Raw genomic sequence first — 21,823 nt, 5'->3', positions numbered from 1 at the left:
AGGCGCGGTTTCACATCGTCTTCACTGTCAGGCAACCAAGGAGATCCAGCATGTCCCGTCCCCATCCGCGTTCCCGTTCCCATCGGCCGCGTTTCTGCAAATTCGTGTCACTGCTCTGCATCGCATTCGGCTTCACCGGCATGTCGTTTTCAGCGTCGGCGGCGCCGCCGTTGAAGATCGGTTTGTCCCTGCAGGAGATGAACAATCCCTATTTCGTCACCATGAAAAAGGCCGCCGAAGAAGCCGCCGCCAGCATCGGTGCCACGCTGATCGTGACGGATGCGCGCCATGACATTGCCAAGCAGACCAGCGATGTGGAAGACTTGATTCAAAAGAAGATCGATATCCTGCTGCTCAACCCGACCGATTCCGTCGGTATACAGTCGGCGGTGAAGTCGGCCAAGAAGGCCGGCATCGTGGTCGTCACGGTGGATGCCAATGCGCAAGGCCCGGTCGACTCTTTCGTCGGCTCCAAGAACTTCGATGCCGGCCAGGCGGCCTGTACGTATCTGGCGAATACCCTGAAGGGCAAGGGAGATGTCGCCATTCTCGACGGCATTCCGGTCGTCCCTATTCTGGAGCGCGTGCGCGGCTGCAAGGCGGCGTTCGCCAACTTCCCCGGCATCAAGCTGGTGGCTACGCAAAACGGTAAGCAGGAGCGCGACCAGGCTCTGAGCGTGACGGAAAACATCTTGCAATCGCATCCCAAGCTGCAAGGCATGTTCAGCGTCAACGATATCGGCGCGCTGGGAGCATTGTCAGCGATCGAATCGAGCGGCAAGGACGTCAAGCTGGTGAGTGTGGATGGCGCGCCGGATGCCATCAAGGCGATCCTGAAGAGCAATGCCAAATTCATCGCCACCGCCGCGCAATATCCGCGCGACCAGATCAGGCTGGCGCTTGGCGTGGCATTGGCGAAGAAGTGGGGCGCGGCGACACCGGCGGCCGTTCCGGTGGACATCAAGCTGATCGACAAGGCGCAGGCTGCCGGCTTCAGCTGGTAAGCGACGGGAATGGCCATGCCTACGATTCTGGAACTGCAGGGGATCTGCAAACAGTTCGGCCAGGTCAACGCGCTCAACGGCGTTGACCTGGCCGTCGCCAGCGGCGAGATCCACGCGCTGCTCGGCGAGAACGGCGCGGGAAAATCGACGCTGATGAAGATCCTGAGCGGCATTTATCGTCCGGATCGGGGCCGCATTATGGTGGACGGCGAAGAGCGGCATTTCGCCAGCTACCGCGATGCGATCAAGGCCGGCATCGCGATCATCTTCCAGGAATTCAGCCTGGTGCCTTATCTCTCTGCGGTGGAGAACATGTTCCTCGGCCGCGAGATGCGCAACGCCTTCGGCCTGTTGTCGCGGGCGGCGATGCGCAGGCGCGCGGAAGCGATTTTCCAGCGGCTTGGCGTGACGATCGACTTGTCGACGGAGGTGGGCCGCCTGAGCCTGGCGCAACAGCAGTTCGTGGAGATCGGCAAGGCCTTGTCGCTGGAGGCGCGCATCCTGATTCTCGACGAACCGACGGCGACGCTGACGCCGGCGGAAGCCGCGCATCTGTTCACGGTGATGCGTGAACTGAAACGCTTGGGCGTGGCGATGATCTTCATTTCGCACCATATGGAAGAGATTTTCGAAGTCTGTGATCGCGTTACCGTGTTGCGCGACGGTGCTTATGTCGGCAGTGCGGAAGTGGCGGCGACGACGGTGGACGATCTGGTGGAAATGATGGTCGGTCGGCGTTTGCAAAATACCTTTCCTCCCAAGGCAGTGGGCCCGTCGACGTCAATGGCACCGGCGCTGGATGCGCGCGCCATCCAGTTGCGTCGCGACGGTCCGGTTAATCGCTTTCAGTTGCGCGAGGGCGAGATACTCGGCTTCGCCGGCCTGGTCGGTTCCGGTCGCACCGAGCTGGCATTGGGGCTGATCGGTGCAGATCCGTGTCATCGCAAGGAGGTATCGGTACACGGTGTGCCGATGGCCTTGCGCGATCCCGCCGAGGCGCTGGCCGCCGGCATCGGTCTGCTGCCGGAGAGTCGCAAGACCGAGGGATTGATTCTCGGCTTCAGTATCAAGGACAACATTTCGCTTAACAACCTGCAGAAGTATTGCAGCACTTTGCCGTTCATTCGGCGCGGCGCAGAGCGCGAGGATGCGCAATGCATGTCTCGCGATATCGATATCAAGGCGCCGGACGTGTTCGCTCGCGTGGGCAATCTGAGTGGCGGCAATCAGCAAAAGGTCGTCATTGCGCGCTGGCTCAATCACCATTGCAAGATCTTGATTTTCGACGAACCGACACGTGGCATCGACGTCGGCGCCAAGGCGGAAATCTATCGCTTGATGCGACGGCTGACGGTACAAGGCTACGCGATCATCATGATCTCTTCCGAACTGCCCGAGATCGTCGGCATGTGCGATCGCGTCGCTGTGTTCCGGCAAGGAGCGATCGTCACCATTCTGGAGGGCGACTCCATTCAATCTAACGAGGTAATGCGCCATGCAACCACAGGTTCGCGACTTGAATTCGTCTGAGCTACACAAAGCAGATGCCGGCATTGGTGTCGGCATCGGGATCAGAACGCGCATCTCGCTGGCGCGTTTCGCCAAAGGACCGGTGTGTTATCCGCTGGTCGGACTGATGATGGTGTGCCTGGTGATGGTGACGATGACGGATGCATTTCTGACGCCAGACAATTTGATCAACGTCGGCCGGCAAGTATCCATCAACGCCATCATCGCGGTCGGCATGACCTGCGTCATCCTGAGCGGCGGCATCGATTTGTCGGTAGGGTCGGTGATGGCGTTGTCGGGTACGCTGACTGCCGCACTGATGATTGCCGCCGTGCCGCCGGCGCTGGCGATACCGATCGGTTTTGCCGTTGGTATCGCCATCGGCCTGATGAACGGTTTTTGCATTGCCTATGCCGGAATGCCGCCGATCATCGTGACGCTGGCGACCATGGGTATCGCGCGCGGCATTGCGCTGGTGGCGACCGGCGGCTATCCGATCGACGGTTTGCCCGACTGGTTCGAGTTCTTCGGTCGCGGCGACGTATTCGGTTTGCAGGCGCCAATCCTGATCATGCTGTTGGTGTTCGCCGTCATGTATGTGGTGCTCGACCACACGCCATTCGGGCGCTACGTCTACGCTCTCGGCGGCAATGAAGAAGCGGCGCGCCTGAGTGGCGTGCGGGTAGCGCGTTACAAGTTGCTTGTCTACGCCATCAGCGGGCTGTGCGCGTCGATCGCCGGACTGGTGCTGACGTCTCGCCTGATGAGCGGTCAGCCGAATGCGGGCGTGTCGTTCGAACTCGATGCGATCGCCGCTGTGGTGATCGGCGGCACATCGATCAGCGGTGGGCGCGGCTCCGTCATCGGCACGCTGATCGGAGCGATGCTGCTGGGCGTGCTGAACAACGGCCTGAACATGATCGGCGTCTCTCCGTATGTGCAGAACATCATCAAGGGCGTGATCATCCTGCTTGCCATTTATATCAGCCGGGAACGCAGCAAGCGGCTGAGCTGATTGCATTCGCCCTCGTTCATTCTTTTCTATCTCTCTTAATCATCCCTCAGGAGAAAACATGCAGTATTCAGCAGTGGATATGAAGGCCGTCGTTTGCCACGGCCCCAAGGATTATCGTTTGCAAACTATTCGTTGTCCGCAGGCGGGGCGCAATGAGCTGGTGATCCGGATCGGCGCGTGCGGCATTTGCGCCAGCGATTGCAAGTGCCATTCCGGGGCGGCGATGTTCTGGGGCGGCGACGGTCAGGATTCCTGGGTCAAGCCGCCGGTGGTGGCGGGCCATGAATTTTTCGGCTACGTCGCCGAGCTGGGCGAGGGCGCCGCCGAGCACTTTGGCGTGCAGCAGGGCGATCGCGTGATCGCTGAACAGATCGTGCCTTGCGAAGCATGCCTGTTCTGCAAGACGGGCAAGTACTGGATGTGTGAAGTCCACAACATCTTCGGCTTCCAGCGCGAAGTCGCCGACGGTGGCATGGCGGAATACATGCGCTTGCCGTCGAACGCGGTGGTGCACAAGATCCCGATGGACATGCCGTTGGAAGACGCGGCAATCATCGAACCGTTGTCCTGCGCGATTCATACCGTCAATCGCGGCGACATTCAGCTCGACGATGTGGTGGTGATCGCCGGAGCGGGTCCGCTGGGACTGATGATGACCCAAGTGGCGAAACTGAAGACGCCAAAAAAACTGGTGGTCGTCGACCTGGTGCCGGAACGCCTGGCGCTGGCGCGCGAATTCGGCGCCGATGTGGTCATCGATCCGGCCAGGGAAGACGCCTTGGCGGTGATCAAGGGATTGACCGGCGGTTATGGCTGCGACGTCTATATCGAGACCACCGGCGTACCGGCAGGCGTAACCCAAGGGCTGCAACTGATCCGCCGCCTGGGGCGCTTCGTGGAGTTCAGCGTATTCGGGAAGGAAACCAGCGCGGACTGGTCCATCATCGGGGATCGCAAGGAGCTCGATGTGCGTGGCGCGCATCTCGGACCTTATTGCTACCCTGTAGCGATTGATCTGCTGGCACGCGGGCTGGTGACGTCAAAGGGGATCGTCACTCACAGCTTTCCGCTGGAAAAGTGGGAAGAGGCTTTCGCCTTGGCGAATTCGGTGGCGTCGATCAAGGTGCTGCTCAAGCCGGCCGTCAACGATCGCTAGGGTGGGCGCAGCTGCGCTTGAGAACGATGCCGGATATCGCAGCCAGCCGGCGCTACCGGCATACTTTTGCGCAATAGCGCGGGCTATATTCAAGTCTGAAATCAGCGATGCATCAATTGCATGCGTACTGATCATTTGCCATTTCCTTAAGGAATAATCATGCTCTTTGATGTCGCAAAAAGAAAATATATTGTCACCGGCGCCACCAGTGGCATTGGCGAAGTCACGGCAAGGCTGTTGCGGTCATGCGGCGCTGCTGTTGTTGCGGTAGGTCGGCAAAAAGACAAACTGGCGTTGCTGAGGGAGGAAATCGCCTGTGAAACGCTGGTGCTGGACATCGCCGATGATCGGGCTATGGCAGTGGCGTTGCAGGATGTCCGAGGTATCGACGGCCTGGTCAATTGCTCCGGCATATCGGTGCTGGAAAATTCGCTGGCATTGACCTCAGAAAATTTCGATCGGGTGATGCAGGTCAATGCACGCGGCACAGCCATGATGTCGCGGCATGTCGCGGCAACCATGATCAGGGAAGGGCGCAGCGGTAGTATCGTCAATGTTTCCAGCCAGGCGGCCCTGATTGCGTTGGATGATCATCTCGCCTATTGCGCATCGAAGGCGGCGATGGATGCCATTACGCGCGTCATGTGTGCAGAACTCGGTCCGCACGGAATCCGCGTCAACAGTGTCAATCCTACGGTGACGCTGACACCGATGGCATTGCAGGCCTGGGCCGATCCTGAAAAAAGGCGGCGGATTCTGGAAGCCATTCCTTTGCGGAAGTTCGCTGCCCCCGAAGATGTGGCTGCGCCCATTCTGTTCCTGTTGAGCGATGCTGCGGCGATGATCAGTGGCGTGAGCTTGCCGATCGACGGGGGTTACACTTCGCAATAAGTCGGAGGCGTTCGTCGACGGCAAGAAGGCAATCACGGCCGCTGCACAGTTCTGACTGTCCGGCGGCAGTTTTCATTTGACGCCGGCCGGTTTGCTTGTACAGTGTCGCCACGCGCAATGATGCAAACAAGCGTATCCCGGAGAATTGAATGGCAGTGCCGCAGACCGACGAGCAGATCGAGATTTTGAAATGTCACGCCCAGATTGTCATGATCGAGGCGGTTGCCGGCTCGGGCAAGACCACCACGCTGGCGATGCTGGTGAAGCAGGCGCTGACGAGAGGGCTGGGTGCGCATCAGGTTCAATGCCTGTGTTTTTCGGAAGGGGCAAACAAGCGCTTCCGCGAAAAGCTGTACGAGGAGGGCGTCACCAGACCGGTGCCGTTGAATACGGTGGAAGCGTACGCGCGCGAGTGCCTGGCGCAGCTGGGCGAAGCGCTGACGCTGGAAAAGACCCGCTACTATGCTTCGGATGAAGAGCTGCGCCCGCATCTGGTCGCAGCTGCCAATAGCGTGTTGGCGCGCTATGAAGGAAGAGCAGGGCGAACCGACAACGGCTTCGATTTTTCCTTCGAAAAGAACAGTGCCAACGCCGAGGAAATGTTCTCGCTGCTGTACCGTTTCAAGGCGAGTCTGGCCTCGCATCGATTCCATGACGAAGAGCTGGATTATGACGATCTGGATCAGCTGGCGACGCAGTTCGGCACCCAGATTGAAGCCGTTGAAATCGGCATCGCCTATGAGCGGCAGCGGCAGACCTATCCCGGCGAGTACAAATGGCGCAGCGCCGCCGATCTGGTGCCGGACCTGGTTGAGTTGTTGAGCAATCATCCGTCGGCGTTGGAAATCCTGCCGATCAAGGGTCTGTATCTGATCGACGAATGGCACGACATCAATGCGGCGGAATTTCGCTTGCTGCAGTTATTGCTGCGAGGAAATAAACTGGTCGCAGTGGGCGATCGTGATCAAATTATCAACTCCGCGCGCGGCGCGGATATCGTCTACTCCACGGCAGGTTTTGAGATGGCGTTCCCGAATGCGCAGTACCTGCCGCTCGGGAAATCCTATCGCTTCGGGGCCTCGCTCTCCAAGCTGGCGCAGCGTTTGACGGCGCGTAAGTGCGCCTCGCATGAAGATCTGTACACCGAAATCAAGCGGCTGACTTACGACCCGACCTTGTCCGGAAATTGCGCCGCGAAAGTGACCCAGCAGGTGCAAGCCCTGGTGAAGGCGCGGGCCGATACGCGTTACTCCGACATCGCCATCATCGTGCGCGAGCCGGACCAGACCATCGAGATCGAGAACCTGCTGCTCGATCAGAACATCCCGTACTACTGCGACGATATCGAGTCCTACCTCCACCGTCCCGAGATCCTGATGCTGCGCGGTCTGCTGCATATGGCGAGCAACACGTTCGCGACGCTGCAAGGCGACAAGGAAAGCATCAAGCGCATGGTCATGGGATTCTCCTTGTATCTGCCGGTAGGGGAGTCGTCCGAAGACTGGGAGCGCGGCTACTTCGCCGAAGGCAGCTGGTTCGAGGAAGCGCAACGGATGATTGCGGAGCAGCCGAACGCGCTCAAGGATTTTTTCGAAGCAGTACTGTGCAAACCGCGGGATGTCGACGACGACATGACGCTGCGGTGGAAGCAGCGCTTCACAGAGGTCGTGGAAGAATTGCAAAAGCTGAACCAGGAGAGCAGCGCCGCGGAGTTGCTCAACTTTGCCAATCGCCATCTGTCGCTGGTCGATGCCACCAGCCGGGCCTTCATCAATCGCAGCCGCGCGACGTCGGCGGCCAAGTCGATCCAGACCTTCATCGCTTTTGCGACGCGTCATCCGGAAATGAATGCGGCCGACTTCCTCGCCGAGTTGCACCGTCGCCAACAAAAGGTCAGCAAGAATCGGAACGCCATTCAGTCGCGCCGGCAATTGACGTTGACGACCATCCAGGCAGCGAAAGGGCGGCAGTGGCCGCATGTGCTGGTGCCTTATCTGCAACAGCATGAGTTTCCCCGGTTGCGGGATATCGCGGAAGAGGTACGCCATTTTTATGTCGCCATGACGCGGGCCATCTCCAGCCTGTCCTTGTTTGAACCCGACGACGAACATGCCGGGCAGCGCAGCGTCTTGATGGATCGCGTGCGCAAGTAATGTCTCCCGCTGCGTATGCAGTCGGCTACCTCATAGGAGTGGAGAAGCGCGGGCCGCAGGAGTAAAATGCTTGTCGCTCTGACAGTGCTGCCGGTTCGTTTCGCGGCGACAGTCGGGGCCGAGCCGACAAGTAGTTCCCCACCTCCCGTTTAGCGAAAGCCTCCGATGTCGTTGTTTTCCCCGCGCTGTATGTCCACGCAGGCAGGTCTCCATGCCTGATCTCTTTTCCAATTATGTGATTCTCTGTATAGGTGCATTCGTCGCCGGCCTGGTGGATGCGGTGGTCGGCGGCGGTGGCTTGGTGCTGATTCCGACCCTGTTCTCGGTCTTTCCCAACGTCGCGCCGGCGACCCTGCTCGGCACCAACAAGGTGGCTGGCGTCATGGGCACCAGCGCGGCCGCGATCAATTTCGCCCGCAAGGTCCGCATCCATTGGGCGGCGGCGGCGCCTGCGGCATTGGCGGCATTTGCGTTGTCTTTTTCCGGGGCCTATCTGGTTACCCATGTGCCAACCGATATGATGCGGAAAGCCCTGCCGTTTATATTGCTGGCGGTGGCGATCTATACCTTGAAGAAGAAGGATTTCGGCCAGCATCATGCACCGTTGTTGTCTGGAGGCAAGGAAAGACTCTACGCCATTCTGGTTGGCGCCGGTGTGGGCTTTTATGACGGTTTGTTCGGACCGGGTACCGGGAGCTTCTTTGTGTTCCTTTTCGTACGGATCTTTGGCTATGACTTCCTCCGGGCCTCGGCGGTATCCAAGGTCGTGAATATCGCGACCAATCTGGCGGCATTGGTCTGGTTTTCGTACAGCGGCCACGTGATTTGGCAACTGGGTTTGCTGATGGCCGTCTTCAACATCGGGGGATCTTTGGTTGGTACCCGCCTGGCGATGAAGCACGGCAGCAGCTTTGTCCGCAAACTTTTTCTGTTCGTGGTGAGCGCGCTGATTTTGAAGACTGGCTACGATGCGTTTTTAAAATGATAATCGCATAGATTTCAGCGATTGTTTCACGTGGAACAATCGCTGGAAGATATCGACGTAGTGAGAAAGGGGGAGCTGAGGCTTCCCTTTTTATTTGACCGCCACCGATGGAGTCTTGCCCATCCCCCCTTCAAACTGTTTCACGTGAAACAAAAACGTGACTAAAACGGGAATAACTGGGGTAGGGCCTGATGCCCATCCGAAAAAGACTTTATAATCTCGCCTCTGTTCACCGTCTCCACGAGGCGCATTATGCTATTTCCCACACACTTTGATGTCATTGTCGTCGGCGGCGGTCACGCCGGAACCGAAGCTGCTTTGGTCTCCGCCCGCATGGGTCAAACGACTTTGCTGTTGACCCATAACATCGAGACCCTCGGTCAGATGTCCTGCAATCCTTCCATCGGCGGCATTGGCAAGGGCCACCTGGTCAAGGAGGTTGACGCCATGGGCGGGGCGATGGCGATCGCGACGGACGAAGCGGGCATCCAATTCCGCATCCTGAATTCCTCCAAAGGCCCGGCCGTACGCGCCACGCGCGCCCAGGCTGACCGCATCCTGTACAAGCAGGCGATCCGTTCGCGCCTGGAAAATCAACCCAATCTGTGGTTGTTCCAGCAGGCGGTGGACGACCTGATGGTTGAAGGCGACCGCGTGATCGGCGCCGTAACCCAGGCCGGGATCAAGTTTGCGGGCAGGGCGGTGGTGCTGACAGCCGGCACTTTCCTCGATGGGAAGATCCACGTCGGCCTCAATAATTACTCCGCCGGCCGCGCCGGCGACCCGCCGGCGATCTCGCTGTCGGCACGCCTGAAGGAACTCAAGCTTCCGCAAGGCCGCCTGAAAACCGGTACGCCGCCACGCATCGACGGTCGCAGCATCGACTTTTCAGTGCTGGAAGAGCAGCCCGGCGACCTTGATCCGATCCCGGTGTTCTCGGTCATGGGCAATGTCGGCATGCATCCGCAGCAGATGCCTTGCTGGATTACCCATACCAATACCCAGACCCACGACATCATTCGCGCCGGTCTCGACCGCAGTCCGATGTACACCGGCGTGATCGAAGGCGTTGGCCCGCGCTATTGCCCGTCGATTGAAGACAAGATCCACCGCTTCGCCGGCAAGGATTCGCACCAGATCTACCTCGAGCCGGAAGGCCTGACAACCAACGAGTTCTACCCCAACGGCATCTCCACCAGCCTGCCGTTCGACGTCCAGCTGGCGCTGGTGCGCTCGATGCGCGGCATGGAAAACGCCCACATCCTGCGTCCGGGCTACGCCATCGAGTACGATTACTTCGATCCGCGCGGCCTCAAGTCGTCGTTGGAAACCCGACAAATTCAGGGACTGTTCTTCGCCGGCCAAATCAACGGCACCACCGGTTACGAAGAAGCGGCAGCCCAAGGCATGCTGGCCGGCCTCAACGCCGCACTGCAAACACAGGGCCGCGACTCCTGGACACCGCGCCGCGATGAGGCTTATCTCGGCGTATTGGTCGACGACCTGATTACCCAAGGCGTGCTGGAGCCTTACCGCATGTTCACCAGCCGCGCCGAGTATCGCCTGAGCCTGCGCGAAGACAACGCCGACCTGCGCCTGACCGAAATCGGTCGCCAGCTTGGTTGCGTCGGCGACGCCCAATGGGAAATGTTCGAGAAAAAGCGCGAAGCCGTTGCACGTGAAATGGAGCGCCTGAAATCCACCTGGGTCAACCCACGCATCCTCGCCGAGGCTGAAGCCGAACGCGTGCTGGGCAAGGCCATTGACCACGAATACAGCCTGTTCGATCTGCTGCGCCGCCCGAACGTGACTTACGACAGCCTGATGACGCTGGCCGGCGCCGATGGCCAGGCGCTGGCGGGCCCGGGTGTGAGCGATGATCCGGTGCGCGAACAGATCGAGATCCAGATCAAGTACGCCGGCTACATCGACCGCCAGGCCAAGGAAATCGGCCGCCAGGAACACAATGAAAGCCTGAAGCTGCCGGCCGACCTCGACTACATGGAAGTGCAGGCGCTGTCGATCGAAGTGCGCCAGAAGCTCAACAAGCACAAGCCGGAAACCCTGGGCCAGGCGTCGCGTATTTCCGGCGTGACGCCGGCAGCCTTGTCCCTGCTGCTGGTCCACCTGAAAAAAGGCGGCCTGAAGAACGTCGCGGAAGCATCCGCCAACCACAACGAAGCGGCCTGAGCATCTTGAACACCACGACCACAACGACTATCGACTTGCAATTGGCCGACACCCTCACCGCCGGCGCCGAAGCCCTCGGCCTGGCGCTGAGCGCCGGCCAGCACAAGAAGCTGCTGGCTTACCTGACCCTGATGGCCAAGTGGAATCGCACCTACAACCTGACCGCGCTGCGCGATCCGGCGCAAATGATGACGCATCATTTGCTCGATTCGCTGGCCGCGGTACCGGCCTTTGCAGAAGCCGACAATGTGCTCGACGTCGGCGCCGGCGGCGGTCTGCCGGGCATCGTGCTGGCGATCTGGGCAGCCGAGGCACGTCCTGGGATGAAAGTGTCGATGGTCGACACCGTACATAAGAAGACCGCGTTCCTCACGCAAGCCAAGGCAGAGTTGCAACTAGGCAATGTTTCGGTTCATACGGCGCGCGTCGAACAGTTGCAAGTTGGGCAACTGTTCGACGTCATTACCTCGCGCGCCTTCGCGGAACTCAATGACTTCATCAACTGGTCGAACCATCTGCTGCAACCAGGCGGTCGCTACATCGCCATGAAGGGCGTGATGCCGCAGGAAGAAATCGCGCGCCTGCCGGACGGATGGAAAGTGGAAAAGACCCAGGCCCTGCAGGTGCCTGGACTTGATGCGGAACGTCATCTGATCTTTATCGAAAGGTCTTGAATGTCTTATTTGCCTATCACTCGCGCACTCTCGAGCCTTGCGGTCGCCGCTGCATTCTTGGCGGCCACCGTACCGGTGCAGGCGCAGGAAGTCGTCACCGTACCCTCGGTCGACCTGAAACGCTACGTCGGCAAATGGTATGAAATCGCGCGCTTCCCCAACAGCTTCCAGAAGAAATGCATCGCCAACGCGACCGCTGAATATCGCGCGCGCAGCGACGGCGACATCGACGTCACCAACCGCTGCAAGGTCGAGGGCGGCGTGCTCGACCAGGCCGACGGTCTGGCGCGCGTCATCGACGGCAGCCGCAATGCGAAGTTGCAGGTACGCTTTGCGCCGCCTTGGCTGGCATGGTTCCCGCTGGTGTGGGGCGACTACTGGATAATCGACCTGGACGCCGACTACTCAATCGCGACCGTCGGCACGCCGTCGCGCGACTATCTGTGGATCCTGGCGCGCAAGCCGGTGCTGTCGACCGCGGAATATGAAGCCGCCGTCAACAACGCCACCAAGCAAGGTTTCGACACGTCGAAGCTGGTCAAGACGCTGCAAGAATAATTCCCGACCGACATCCCAAGGAGACGCCATGCAAGCACTGTTTCACATGATCGGCATCACCGATGTCTGGCAACTGATTGCCGCGACGGTGGTGTTCCTGATGCTGCCGGGCCCCGGTACTTTCTGCGTGCTGACCTGCTCGGCCAAGCACGGCTTGCGCGGCGGCTTTGCAGCGATCGCCGGCCTGATGCTGGGCGACATCGTGCTGATGTTCCTCGCGGCGATCGGCGTGGCGGCGCTGCTGCACGCCAATCCTTTGCTGTTCAAGGGTATGCAGTTCGTGGGCGCGGCCTATCTCGCCTACCTCGGCGCGCGCTTGCTGTTTGCGAAGGAAGAGGGCGGATCTTCGGTGGTGCCGTTTTCGAACATGGCGGATTTCCGTCGCGGCTTTTTCGTGACGCTGATGAATCCGAAAGCCATCGTGTTCTACATGGCTTTCTTCCCGCTGTTCATCGATCCGGCCACGCAACAGGGCGCCGTCACATTCCTGACCATGGGCGCCGTGATTTGCACCTGCACGCTGATCTATGGCAGTCTGCTGGTCCTGGCCGGCAACGCCGCCGCAAAACGGCTGGCGCGCAACCGCAAGATCGCCACGCTGGCCTCGCGCGCGGCCGGCGTTTTCCTGATTGGCTTCGGCATCAAGCTGGGCACACACTAAGCTGCATCGACGACCAACGATTCACTGTAATCCCGACGGAACACTAACTAGAAGAACCTATGGCTAAAATCTTTTGCGTTGCGAATCAAAAAGGCGGTGTCGGCAAGACCACCACAGCAGTCAATCTTGCCGCAGGCCTGGCACAGCACAACCAGCGCGTGCTGCTCGTCGATCTCGATCCGCAGGGCAATGCCACCATGGGCTCCGGCATCAACAAGGCCGAGCTGCAAGGCTCGATCTACGAAGTGCTGCTCGGCATGGCCGACATCAAGAGCGTGCGCAAGCGTTCCGAAAGCGGCAATTTCGACGTGCTGCCGGCCAACCGTGAACTGGCCGGCGCCGAAGTCGAAATGGTCGAACTCGAGAACCGCGAAAAGCGCCTCAAGGATGCCTTCGCCGCCGTCGCCGACGACTACGATTTCATCCTCATCGATTGCCCGCCGGCGTTGTCCCTGCTCACGCTCAACGGCTTGTGCTCGGCGCACGGCGTGGTGATCCCGATGCAGTGCGAATACTATGCGCTCGAAGGCCTGTCCGACCTCGTCAACACCATCAAGAAAGTGCATGCGAAGCTCAACCCCGATCTCAAGATCATCGGCTTGCTGCGCGTGATGTTCGATCCGCGCATGACGCTGTCGCAACAGGTGTCCGACCAGCTCGAGCAGCATTTCGGCGACAAGGTATTCAAGACGGTTATTCCGCGCAACGTGCGTCTGGCCGAAGCGCCGTCGTACGGCATGCCGGGTGTGAACTTCGATGCGGCATCGAAGGGCGCGCAAGCGTACATCGCTTTCGGCGCCGAGATGGTCGAACGGATCAAGACGCTGTAGGCGAAGTAAGCACGGTAAATGTACTAAACGATATAAACAATTTCAGCAATTCAGAAACAGGCAGGTAAAAGATGGCAACCAAAAAATCAAAAGGCCTCGGCCGCGGTCTCGACGCACTGCTCGGCGGATCTTCCGACATGACCGAAGACGAACCGGTCGTCGCGGGTTCGCCGTCGGTCATGGCGGTGACGGAACTGCAGGCCGGCAAGTACCAGCCGCGCAGCCGCATGGACGAAGGCGCGCTCAACGAGCTGGCCGCCTCGATCAAGGAACAGGGCTTGCTGCAACCGATCCTGATCCGCGCCATCGGCCAGAAGAACGGCAAGGACATCTACGAAATCATCGCCGGCGAACGCCGCTTCCGCGCCGCCAAGATCGCCGGCCTGACCGAAGTGCCGGTGCTGGTGAAGAACGTCGACGACCAGACCACCGCCGCGATGGCGCTGATCGAAAACATGCAGCGCGAGGATCTCAATCCATTGGAAGAAGCGCAGGGCATCCATCGCCTGATCACCGATTTCAACTTCACGCATGAACAGGCCGCGGTCGCAGTCGGCCGTTCGCGCAGCGCCGTGTCGAACCTGCTGCGTCTGCTGAACCTGGCCAAGCCGGTACAGACCATGCTGATGGCCGGCGATATCGACATGGGTCACGCACGCGCGTTGCTGGCGGTGGATTCGGCGACGCAGATCACGCTGGCGAACCAGATCGTCGCCAAGCGCATGTCGGTGCGCGAAGCCGAGAAGCTGGTGGTGCGCACCACCGCCGAGCAAGCAGCATCGAACAAGCCACGCGATGGCGGCAAGGAAAAATCGCGCGACATCACGCGCCTCGAAGAAGAACTGTCCGACCTCCTGGCGACGCAAGTATCGATCAAGACCGGCGCCAAGAATCGCGGCCAGCTGATCATCAATTTCTCCGACCTCGATGCGCTCGACGGCGTGATTGCACGCCTGCGCGGCGAGGCGGTCGAGCAGTAAACTGCACGCTTCGGCGGTTGCAAACGCACACGCAAATGCAGCCGCAATGAAAGGGACGCGCCATGCCTTACCTGCAACTCGACGTCAACGACAGCTACCCGGCGGAGCAAAAAAAGCAGCTCGCCACGCGCATGGCGCAAACCTATGCCGACATGATGAGCGTGGATGTCCGCCGCATCAGCATCGTCATCCGCGAGTGCGGCGCAGGCAGTGTGTGGCGCACGGTTGACGGCGGCGAAGTGGAACCGGTCTCGGTGCTGATGTGCGACATCCGCCGCGGCCGCACGCCGGCGTTGCGCATGGAAGTCGCCAAGGCCTTGTGCCGCGATTGCATCGACGTTCTGGGCTTGCGTGAAGACCGGCTCAACGTCGAATTCACCCAGCACAGCGGCGACGAAATGTACCACCCGACCTTGGGCGGCTACAGTCCCGAATGGACCGCCGGCGAAGCCGCGCCGGATAGCTGATTAGCGGATTAGCGGATTACAGCGCTGATCGCCTCGCATCGGCACCCGCTGAAAAATTATCCCGGTACTGTTGCGCACTGATGCCGAGCCGGCGCTGGAATACCACGCGCATGTGGCTGGCGTCGCGGAAACCGCAGCGATAAGCGACCGTCTTCAATGGCGCCGCCGAGCTCTCCAGCATGACGCGCGCCGCATCGACGCGCGCACTCTCGATGAATTCCGCCGGCGTCATGCGTGCATCGCGTGCAAACACGCGCGCGAAGTTGCGCGGACTGCTCGACACCACCCTGGCCAGCACGTCGACGCTGAGTTTTTCCTGCAGATGCTCGCGCACGTAATGCTGCACCTGGCCGACCAATGAGGTTTCTTCCGCATACGGCGTGAGGTAGGGGCTGAACTGCGATTGTCCGCCGCTGCGCTGCATGAACACCACCAGCCGCTTGGCGACGTTGAGGGCGACTTCCTGGCCGGCGTCTTCAGCCAGCAGCGCCAGCGACAGATCGATGCCGGCAGTCACGCCCGCCGAGGTCACCAGCTTGCCGTCGCGCAGATAGATGCGGTCGGCGTCGACTTCAACCTCGGGAAAATCACGCGCCAACGCAGCAGCGTCATTCCAATGTGTGGTCACGCGCTTGCCACCGAGCAGGCCGGCGCGCGCCAGTAAAAATGCGCCGTTGCAGATCGAGCCGTGGCGGCCGGCGCGGTGCGCGGCTTCGGCCAGCCAGTCGCTCAGCAGGGCGTCGCGCTCCTGCTGCGGCAAGCCGGGACCGCCGGCGGCGAGCAGCAGGTCGTAGTTTTCACGCGCCGCGCTGTAGTGCAGGTGCGGCACGATTTGCATGCCGTTGGAACAGACGACAGGAGCGTGGGTGCTTCCTACGACGCTGAGATGATAGTGCTGTTGCGGCAACAGGAAACGGTTGGCCTCGGCGAAAACATCGAGCGGACCCGAGACGTCGAGCGCCTGGACTCCGGGAAACACCAGCAGGGCGACAGTAGGCATGGCAGCAATCGGCAGTGGAAACGATAGACGGCATGATAGCGCCATCCGGATCGCAGCCTCGGCGCATTTCCGATCTCCTGCATCGGGGGCGCGGCCACCCTGTGAAGCATGACCGTGCAGCGAGCGACCGCTGCGCTTAAATTTCCTCGCCGAGGAAACCGCCGCTCTGATGCGACCACAGTCGCGCATACAAACCGTTATGCGCCAGCAGTTCCTGGTGGCTGCCTTGCTCGACGATGCGGCCCTGGTCGAGCACGATCAGGCGGTCCATCGCCGCGATGGTCGACAGGCGGTGTGCGATGGCGACCACGGTCTTGCCTTCCATGAGGCGATACAGGCTTTCCTGGATTGCCGCTTCCACTTCCGAATCGAGCGCACTGGTGGCTTCGTCCAGCAACAGGATTGGTGCATCCTTGAGCATCACGCGCGCAATCGCGATGCGCTGGCGCTGGCCGCCGGACAACTTCACGCCGCGCTCGCCGACGTGGGCGTCGTAGCCGCGACGGCCATGTGCATCGGCCAGGTTGCCGATGAAGTCGTGCGCTTCGGCGCGGCGTGCGGCGGCGATCATGTCGTCGTCGCCGGCATCGGGACGGCCGTACAGGATGTTGTCGCGCACCGAGCGGTGCAGCAGCGAGGTGTCTTGCGTGACCATGCCGACTTGCGCGCGCAGGCTGTCCTGCGTGACGTGCGCGATGTCCTGGCCGTCGATCAGCACACGGCCTTGTTCGACGTCATAGAAGCGCAGCAGCAGATTGACGATGGTCGACTTGCCGGCGCCGGAACGACCCACCAGGCCGATCTTTTCACCGGGGCGGATGTTCAGGTTGAGCTTGTCGATCACCTGGCGCGCATCCGGTCCGGTGGCGCCGTAGGCGAAGCTGACATTCTCGAAGACCAGCTCGCCGCGCTTGACGGCCAGCGGTTGCGCATCCGGCAAATCCTTCACGTCATGCGCGCGCGACAGCGTGTTGATGCCGTCCTGCACGGTGCCGACGTGTTCGAACAGCGCCGCCATTTCCCACATCACCCAGTGCGCGATGCCATTCAGGCGCAGCGCCATTGCGGTGGCTGCAGCGACCGCGCCGATGCCGAGCTGGCCTTGGGTCCATAGCCACAACGCCACGCCGGCGGTCGACAGGATCAGCACCATGTTGAGCGAGTGATTGACGATTTCAAAGCCGCTCACCAGGCGCATCTGGCGATTCACCGTGATCAGGAAATCCTGCATCGCGCCGCGCGCATAACCGGCTTCGCGACCGGCGTGCGAGAACAGTTTGACGGTGGCGATATTGGTATAGGCATCGGTGATGCGTCCGGTCATCAGCGAGCGCGCGTCGGCCTGGTTGCGCGCCACCTTCGACAGGCGCGGCACGAAGTAGCGCAGCGCCGCCATGTACAGCACCAGCCAGCCGAAGAAGGGCAGCAGCATCCACATGTCGAAACCGCCGACCACCGCCGCCATGGTGACGAAATAGATCATCACGAACACCAGAATGTCGCCCATGATCATGCACACGTCGCGCACCGCGAGCGCGGTCTGCATCACCTTGGCGGCGACGCGGCCGGCGAATTCGTCCTGATAGAAACTCATGCTCTGGTTGAGCATCAGGCGATGGAATTTCCAGCGCAGCATCATCGGGAAAGCGCCCGCCAGCGTCTGGTGCTTGAAGAAGGTCTGCAGCGCGATCAGCAGCGGACTGCCGATCAGCACCACGGCCAGCCACATCAGGCTGCTGCGTTCCTGCGTCCATAACTGCGACGGCGCGATATGGCTGAGCCAGTCGACGATGCGGCCCATCATCGCGAACAGCAGCGCTTCGAACGCGCCGATGACCGCCGTCAACATGGTCATCGCCACGATGTAGCGGCGCAGGCCCTTGGTACAGGCCCAGATGAAGGCGGTGAAGCCGCGCGGCGGCGGCTTGATGACGTTGTCGGGGTAGGGGTGAACCAGTTTTTCAAACCATGCAAGCATGCAATCTCCAGAGTATCGCCAGATCGTGAGCACGTTCGGCACCGAGGTGTGCATGACACAACTCATGTGGTGGAATCGGTGCGGCGAAGAACAGAGATTCTAACCCGTTCACCAAAACAGGGCGGGTAGCTTGCTGAAGCCTGACGAACGCAGCCGGCACGCCTCGATTGCACGCGTGGTTGCACTTGGTTGCATTTATTCCGCAACCGAAAACCGCCGGATTGCTTATCATCGCGGATGATCCCGTATCGAACTCCTCCGGAAAATCCATGACAGCCAACAAGAAAAACGCCGACGCAACCTCCTTCAACCGCCGCGCCGTCTGGCGTCTCGTCAAACCATACTGGATCTCGGAAGAACGCTGGAAGGCGTGGAGTCTGCTGGCGCTGATCATCGCGCTGGTGCTGGTCATGGTCTACATCAACGTACTCCTCACCGACTGGAATCGCACCATGTACGATTCCCTGCAGAACAAGGACTACACCGCCTTCAAGAGTCTGCTCTGGCAATTCAGCTACCTGGCCTTTGCCTACATCGTGGTCGCCACCGCGCGCATCTACCTGACGCAATCGCTGCAGATCCGCTGGCGCACCTGGATGACCGACAAGTACATGGGAAGGTGGCTGGAGCATCACGCCTACTACCGCATGGAGCAGGGCCGTATCGCCGACAACCCCGACCAGCGGATCGCGGAAGACTTGCGCTCGCTGACCTCGAACACCATCAGCCTGGTGCTCGGGTTCATCTCCAGCCTGGTGACGCTGGTGTCCTTCGTCGGCATCCTGTGGGCCATCAGCGGCCCGCTGTCGTTCGCCTTCATGCAGTACGACTGGGTCATCCCGGGCTACATGGTGTGGTTCGCCATCGCCTATGCCGGCGTCGGCTCGTGGATCATCTGGTGGATCGGCAAGCCGCTGGTGGTGCAGAGCTACAACCAGGAACGCTTCGAGGCGAACTATCGTTTCGGCCTGATCCGGATTCGCGAACATGCCGAAGCCATCGCCTTGTATCGCGGCGAGCGGCGCGAACGCGACGAACTCAACCTGCGCTTCGAAGACATCCGCCGGAACTGGTGGGACATCATGCGCACCACCAAGAGCCTCAATATCGCGAGCAATTTCTATGGCCAGTTCGCGATCATCTTCCCGATGTTGGTGGCGGCGCCGCGCTATTTTTCCGGCGCCATGTCGCTGGGCGTGCTGATGCAGCTCAGCAGCGCCTTCGGCCAGGTGCAGGATGCGTTATCGTGGTTCATCAATGCCTTCACCACACTGGCCGACTGGAAGGCCAGCATCAACCGTCTGGCCGGTTTCAACCTCGCGGTGGAACAGGCGCAGAAGCAACCCGCCAGCATCTCGGTGGCACGCAACAACGTCGGCGCCATTTTGCTCGACAAGCTCGACCTCGCGCTGCCCGACGGCCGTACGCTGATCGGCAGCGTCAATAGCGCGATTCATCCGGGCGAACGCATCCTGGTCAGCGGGCCTTCCGGCTGCGGCAAGTCGACGTTGTTCCGCGCCATCGCGGGCATCTGGCCGTATGGCGGCGGCGACATCCAGATTCCGCACAAGGCGAAGCTGATGTTCGTGCCGCAATCGAGTTATCTGCCGATCGGCACGCTGCGCTCGGTGCTGGCTTATCCGGCCGACGAAGGCGCTTATACCGACCTGGCGATCTGCCACTATCTCGAACTGTGCCGCCTGCCGCATCTCAAGGACCAGCTCGATGTCTACAACAACTGGGGCAATCGCCTGTCGCCGGGCGAGCAACAGCGGTTGGCGTTTGCACGCGTGTTCCTGACGCGGCCGGAAGTCGTTTTCCTCGACGAAGCCAGCAGCGCCATGGATGGCGAGACCGAAGAAGCCTTGTACGCATTGTTGCAGCAGGAATTGCCCGCCGCCGCCGTGGTCAGCATCGCGCATCGCGAAACAGTGGCGCGCTATCACCAGCAGCGCTGGCATTTCTCCAACCGCGACAATGTTCCCGGCGACAGCGTCAGCCGTCTCAGCATCCAGCCGCTTTGACAACTGGAGGGTATCGGGCGACGCCGATGAGCGGCATCGCCCGATGCCGACTTTGCATAACGGCCTGCACGGGTCTGTGCAAGAATGTCTCTATTCCGCAATCCCTGTCTCTTTGAACTTCCACCACAAGACCAAGCCATGAACGATCCCATCGTGTACCTCAACGGCGACATGACGCCACTCTCCGAAGCTCGCATCCCCGTGCTCGACCGCGGCTTCATCTTCGGCGACGGCGTCTATGAAGTGATCCCGATGTATGGCCGCAAGCCGTTCCGCGGCACGCATCACATCGCGCGCCTGTTCCGCAGCCTCGGCACCATCGGTATTACCAATCCGCATAACGAAGCCGAATGGCTGGCGTTGATCGGGCGCGTGGTGCAGGCCAACGATCTCAACGACCAGATCGTCTACATCCAGGTCACGCGCGGCGTTGCCAAGCGCGGCCATGCGTTTCCCAAGGATCCGGTCACGCCGACGGTATTCATGATGACCAGCCCGCTGGCGGTGCCATCGGCCGAAGTGCGCGCCAAGGGCGTGGCCTGTGTCACGCTGGAAGACAAGCGCTGGCTCAATTGTCAGATCAAGTCGACCTCGCTGCTGGGCAATGTGCTGGCGGCGCAATACGCGGCCGAGCATGAAGTTACCGAAGCGATCCAGTTCCGCGACGGTTTCCTCAGCGAAGCCTCGTCGTCCAACGTCTGGATCGTCAAGGACGGCAAACTCTCGGCGCCGCCCAAGGACAACCTGATCCTCGAAGGCATCCGTTACGGCCTGATCGAAGAGCTGTGCAAGTCGCAGGGCATCGTGTTCGAAGCGCGCCGCATCACGCGCGAAGAAGTCTTCGGCGCCGATGAAGTGCTGCTGTCGTCGGCCACCAAGGAAGTCCTGCCGGTGGTCGCCATCGACGATCAGCGCGTCGGCGATGGCAAGCCCGGCCCGGTGTTCGGCAAGCTGTACGCGGCGTATCAGGCCGCCAAGGCGGCGCTCTGAAGCTGGCCGTATCCTGAGCAAACGCATGTCTTGTCGCGCGGCAAGACATGCGCAGGCGGGCGGCGAGTGGCGTAAAATACGCAGATCGCCACAGAAGTTTTCAAAATACCGCCATGTCATTACCTAACGATCCCGTTGACCCCGTTGATCCCGCCGCGCCTGCGATGCCCGTCATTCCTCCGGAAGAATCGCTGATTGAATATCCCAGCGATTTCCCCATCAAGGTCGTCGGCATCATGCATGACGAACTCACCGATACCATCGTCAACATGGTGATCGAACATGACCCGACTTTCCACGCCGGCAAGGTCGAAACACGGCCCTCGACACAAGGCAAATACCTGTCGCTGACGGTCACCGTGCGCGCCACCAGCCGCGAGCAACTCGACAATCTCTATCGCGCGCTGTCGTCGCACGAGATGGTCAAGTTCGTGCTGTAGCCAACGATTTTTGCCTCTCATCGGGCGTAAAAAAACCGGTTCGTTCTCGCAAGAGGCGAACCGGTTTTTGTTTGACGCGACGCCGCCGCGCGCTAACGATCCAGCTTGAACACGCTGACCACTTTCGCCAGGCGTCCAGCCTGATCCTGCAGCGATTGTGCGGCGGCGGCCGCCTGCTCGACCAGTGCGGCGTTTTGCTGGGTCGACTCATCCATCTGCGTGATGGCCTGTCCGACTTCGCCGATACCGGCACTTTGCTCCTGGCTGGCCGAACTGATTTCACCGACGATGTCGGTCACGCGCTTGACGCTGGCGACC

At 60.6% G+C, this 21,823-nt stretch carries 19 protein-coding genes and 1 pseudogene; 17 read left to right on the top strand and 3 right to left on the bottom strand.

Annotated features, from left to right (window positions below; all coding sequences use genetic code 11):
• Positions 1 to 140 precede the first annotated feature (140 nt).
• From DXT88_RS23250 to DXT88_RS23185, 14 genes are all read left to right on the top strand, one after another.
• The gene (locus DXT88_RS23250) at positions 141 to 1,004 is read left to right on the top strand and encodes an ABC transporter substrate-binding protein (protein ID WP_265216243.1); all 864 of its coding nucleotides are present in this window, start codon (positions 141 to 143) and stop codon (positions 1,002 to 1,004) included.
• A gap of 15 nt (positions 1,005 to 1,019) precedes the next feature.
• Positions 1,020 to 2,534, top strand: coding sequence for a sugar ABC transporter ATP-binding protein (locus tag DXT88_RS23245; protein WP_265216237.1), 1,515 nt, complete (start codon positions 1,020 to 1,022; stop codon positions 2,532 to 2,534).
• Positions 2,500 to 3,528, top strand: a complete 1,029-nt coding sequence (locus DXT88_RS23240) for an ABC transporter permease (RefSeq protein ID WP_265216236.1) — start codon at positions 2,500 to 2,502, stop codon at positions 3,526 to 3,528. The genes DXT88_RS23245 and DXT88_RS23240 overlap by 35 nt, the downstream gene beginning before the upstream one ends.
• A 58-nt stretch (positions 3,529 to 3,586) precedes the next feature.
• A complete protein-coding gene (locus tag DXT88_RS23235; RefSeq protein WP_265216235.1) occupies positions 3,587 to 4,684 on the top strand; it encodes a zinc-binding dehydrogenase in 1,098 nt (365 codons plus the stop codon).
• Positions 4,685 to 4,837: 153 nt separating this feature from the next.
• Entirely contained in the window at positions 4,838 to 5,575 is a 738-nt protein-coding gene (locus tag DXT88_RS23230; RefSeq protein ID WP_407649396.1) for an SDR family oxidoreductase, read from the top strand.
• A gap of 149 nt (positions 5,576 to 5,724) precedes the next feature.
• A complete protein-coding gene (locus tag DXT88_RS23225) occupies positions 5,725 to 7,728 on the top strand; it encodes a UvrD-helicase domain-containing protein (protein ID WP_265216232.1) in 2,004 nt (667 codons plus the stop codon).
• A gap of 211 nt (positions 7,729 to 7,939) precedes the next feature.
• Positions 7,940 to 8,713 (top strand): sulfite exporter TauE/SafE family protein, encoded by a 774-nt coding sequence (locus tag DXT88_RS23220; protein ID WP_016832564.1) that lies wholly within the window; start codon positions 7,940 to 7,942, stop codon positions 8,711 to 8,713.
• A gap of 252 nt (positions 8,714 to 8,965) precedes the next feature.
• Positions 8,966 to 10,903, top strand: a complete 1,938-nt coding sequence (mnmG, locus tag DXT88_RS23215) for a tRNA uridine-5-carboxymethylaminomethyl(34) synthesis enzyme MnmG (RefSeq protein ID WP_265216231.1) — start codon at positions 8,966 to 8,968, stop codon at positions 10,901 to 10,903.
• A gap of 5 nt (positions 10,904 to 10,908) precedes the next feature.
• Positions 10,909 to 11,577, top strand: a complete 669-nt coding sequence (rsmG, locus tag DXT88_RS23210; protein WP_265216230.1) for a 16S rRNA (guanine(527)-N(7))-methyltransferase RsmG — start codon at positions 10,909 to 10,911, stop codon at positions 11,575 to 11,577.
• Complete coding sequence (locus DXT88_RS23205) at positions 11,578 to 12,135, top strand: lipocalin family protein (protein WP_265216229.1); 558 nt, start codon at positions 11,578 to 11,580, stop codon at positions 12,133 to 12,135.
• A 28-nt stretch (positions 12,136 to 12,163) separates the two neighbouring features.
• Complete coding sequence (gene leuE, locus DXT88_RS23200; protein WP_265216228.1) at positions 12,164 to 12,796, top strand: leucine efflux protein LeuE; 633 nt, start codon at positions 12,164 to 12,166, stop codon at positions 12,794 to 12,796.
• 59 nt (positions 12,797 to 12,855) lie between these two features.
• Positions 12,856 to 13,626, top strand: coding sequence for a ParA family protein (locus DXT88_RS23195; RefSeq protein WP_016832558.1), 771 nt, complete (start codon positions 12,856 to 12,858; stop codon positions 13,624 to 13,626).
• Between the two features lie 71 nt (positions 13,627 to 13,697).
• Complete coding sequence (locus DXT88_RS23190; RefSeq protein WP_265216227.1) at positions 13,698 to 14,606, top strand: ParB/RepB/Spo0J family partition protein; 909 nt, start codon at positions 13,698 to 13,700, stop codon at positions 14,604 to 14,606.
• A gap of 62 nt (positions 14,607 to 14,668) precedes the next feature.
• A complete protein-coding gene (locus tag DXT88_RS23185; RefSeq protein ID WP_265216226.1) occupies positions 14,669 to 15,073 on the top strand; it encodes a tautomerase family protein in 405 nt (134 codons plus the stop codon).
• A gap of 16 nt (positions 15,074 to 15,089) precedes the next feature.
• Here DXT88_RS23185 and DXT88_RS23180 read toward each other — a convergent pair whose 3' ends face one another.
• Complete coding sequence (locus DXT88_RS23180) at positions 15,090 to 16,073, bottom strand: GlxA family transcriptional regulator (protein WP_265216225.1); 984 nt, start codon at positions 16,071 to 16,073, stop codon at positions 15,090 to 15,092.
• A 136-nt stretch (positions 16,074 to 16,209) separates the two neighbouring features.
• On the bottom strand, positions 16,210 to 18,051 hold the full coding sequence (locus DXT88_RS23175) for an ABC transporter ATP-binding protein (RefSeq protein ID WP_265216224.1): 1,842 nt from the start codon (positions 18,049 to 18,051) through the stop codon (positions 16,210 to 16,212).
• Positions 18,052 to 18,320: 269 nt separating this feature from the next.
• Between DXT88_RS23175 and DXT88_RS23170 the strand changes: the two genes are divergently transcribed.
• The 3 genes from DXT88_RS23170 to DXT88_RS23160 all read left to right on the top strand — a co-directional run bounded on the left by DXT88_RS23170 (position 18,321) and on the right by DXT88_RS23160 (position 21,505).
• On the top strand, positions 18,321 to 20,075 hold the full coding sequence (locus DXT88_RS23170; protein ID WP_265216223.1) for an ABC transporter ATP-binding protein/permease: 1,755 nt from the start codon (positions 18,321 to 18,323) through the stop codon (positions 20,073 to 20,075).
• A gap of 138 nt (positions 20,076 to 20,213) precedes the next feature.
• A complete protein-coding gene (locus tag DXT88_RS23165; protein WP_016832552.1) occupies positions 20,214 to 21,065 on the top strand; it encodes a D-amino acid aminotransferase in 852 nt (283 codons plus the stop codon).
• Positions 21,066 to 21,229: 164 nt separating this feature from the next.
• Positions 21,230 to 21,505, top strand: coding sequence for an HP0495 family protein (locus DXT88_RS23160; protein ID WP_016832551.1), 276 nt, complete (start codon positions 21,230 to 21,232; stop codon positions 21,503 to 21,505).
• Positions 21,506 to 21,597: 92 nt separating this feature from the next.
• Here the strand turns inward: DXT88_RS23160 and DXT88_RS23155 are convergent.
• Positions 21,598 to 21,823: pseudogene (locus tag DXT88_RS23155) on the bottom strand (methyl-accepting chemotaxis protein); the annotation flags it as partial.

It is taken from the genome of Herbaspirillum lusitanum, assembly GCF_026127345.1.
GTDB lineage: Bacteria > Pseudomonadota > Gammaproteobacteria > Burkholderiales > Burkholderiaceae_D > Herbaspirillum > Herbaspirillum lusitanum.
This window is presented reverse-complemented; position numbering and strand designations above follow the sequence as displayed.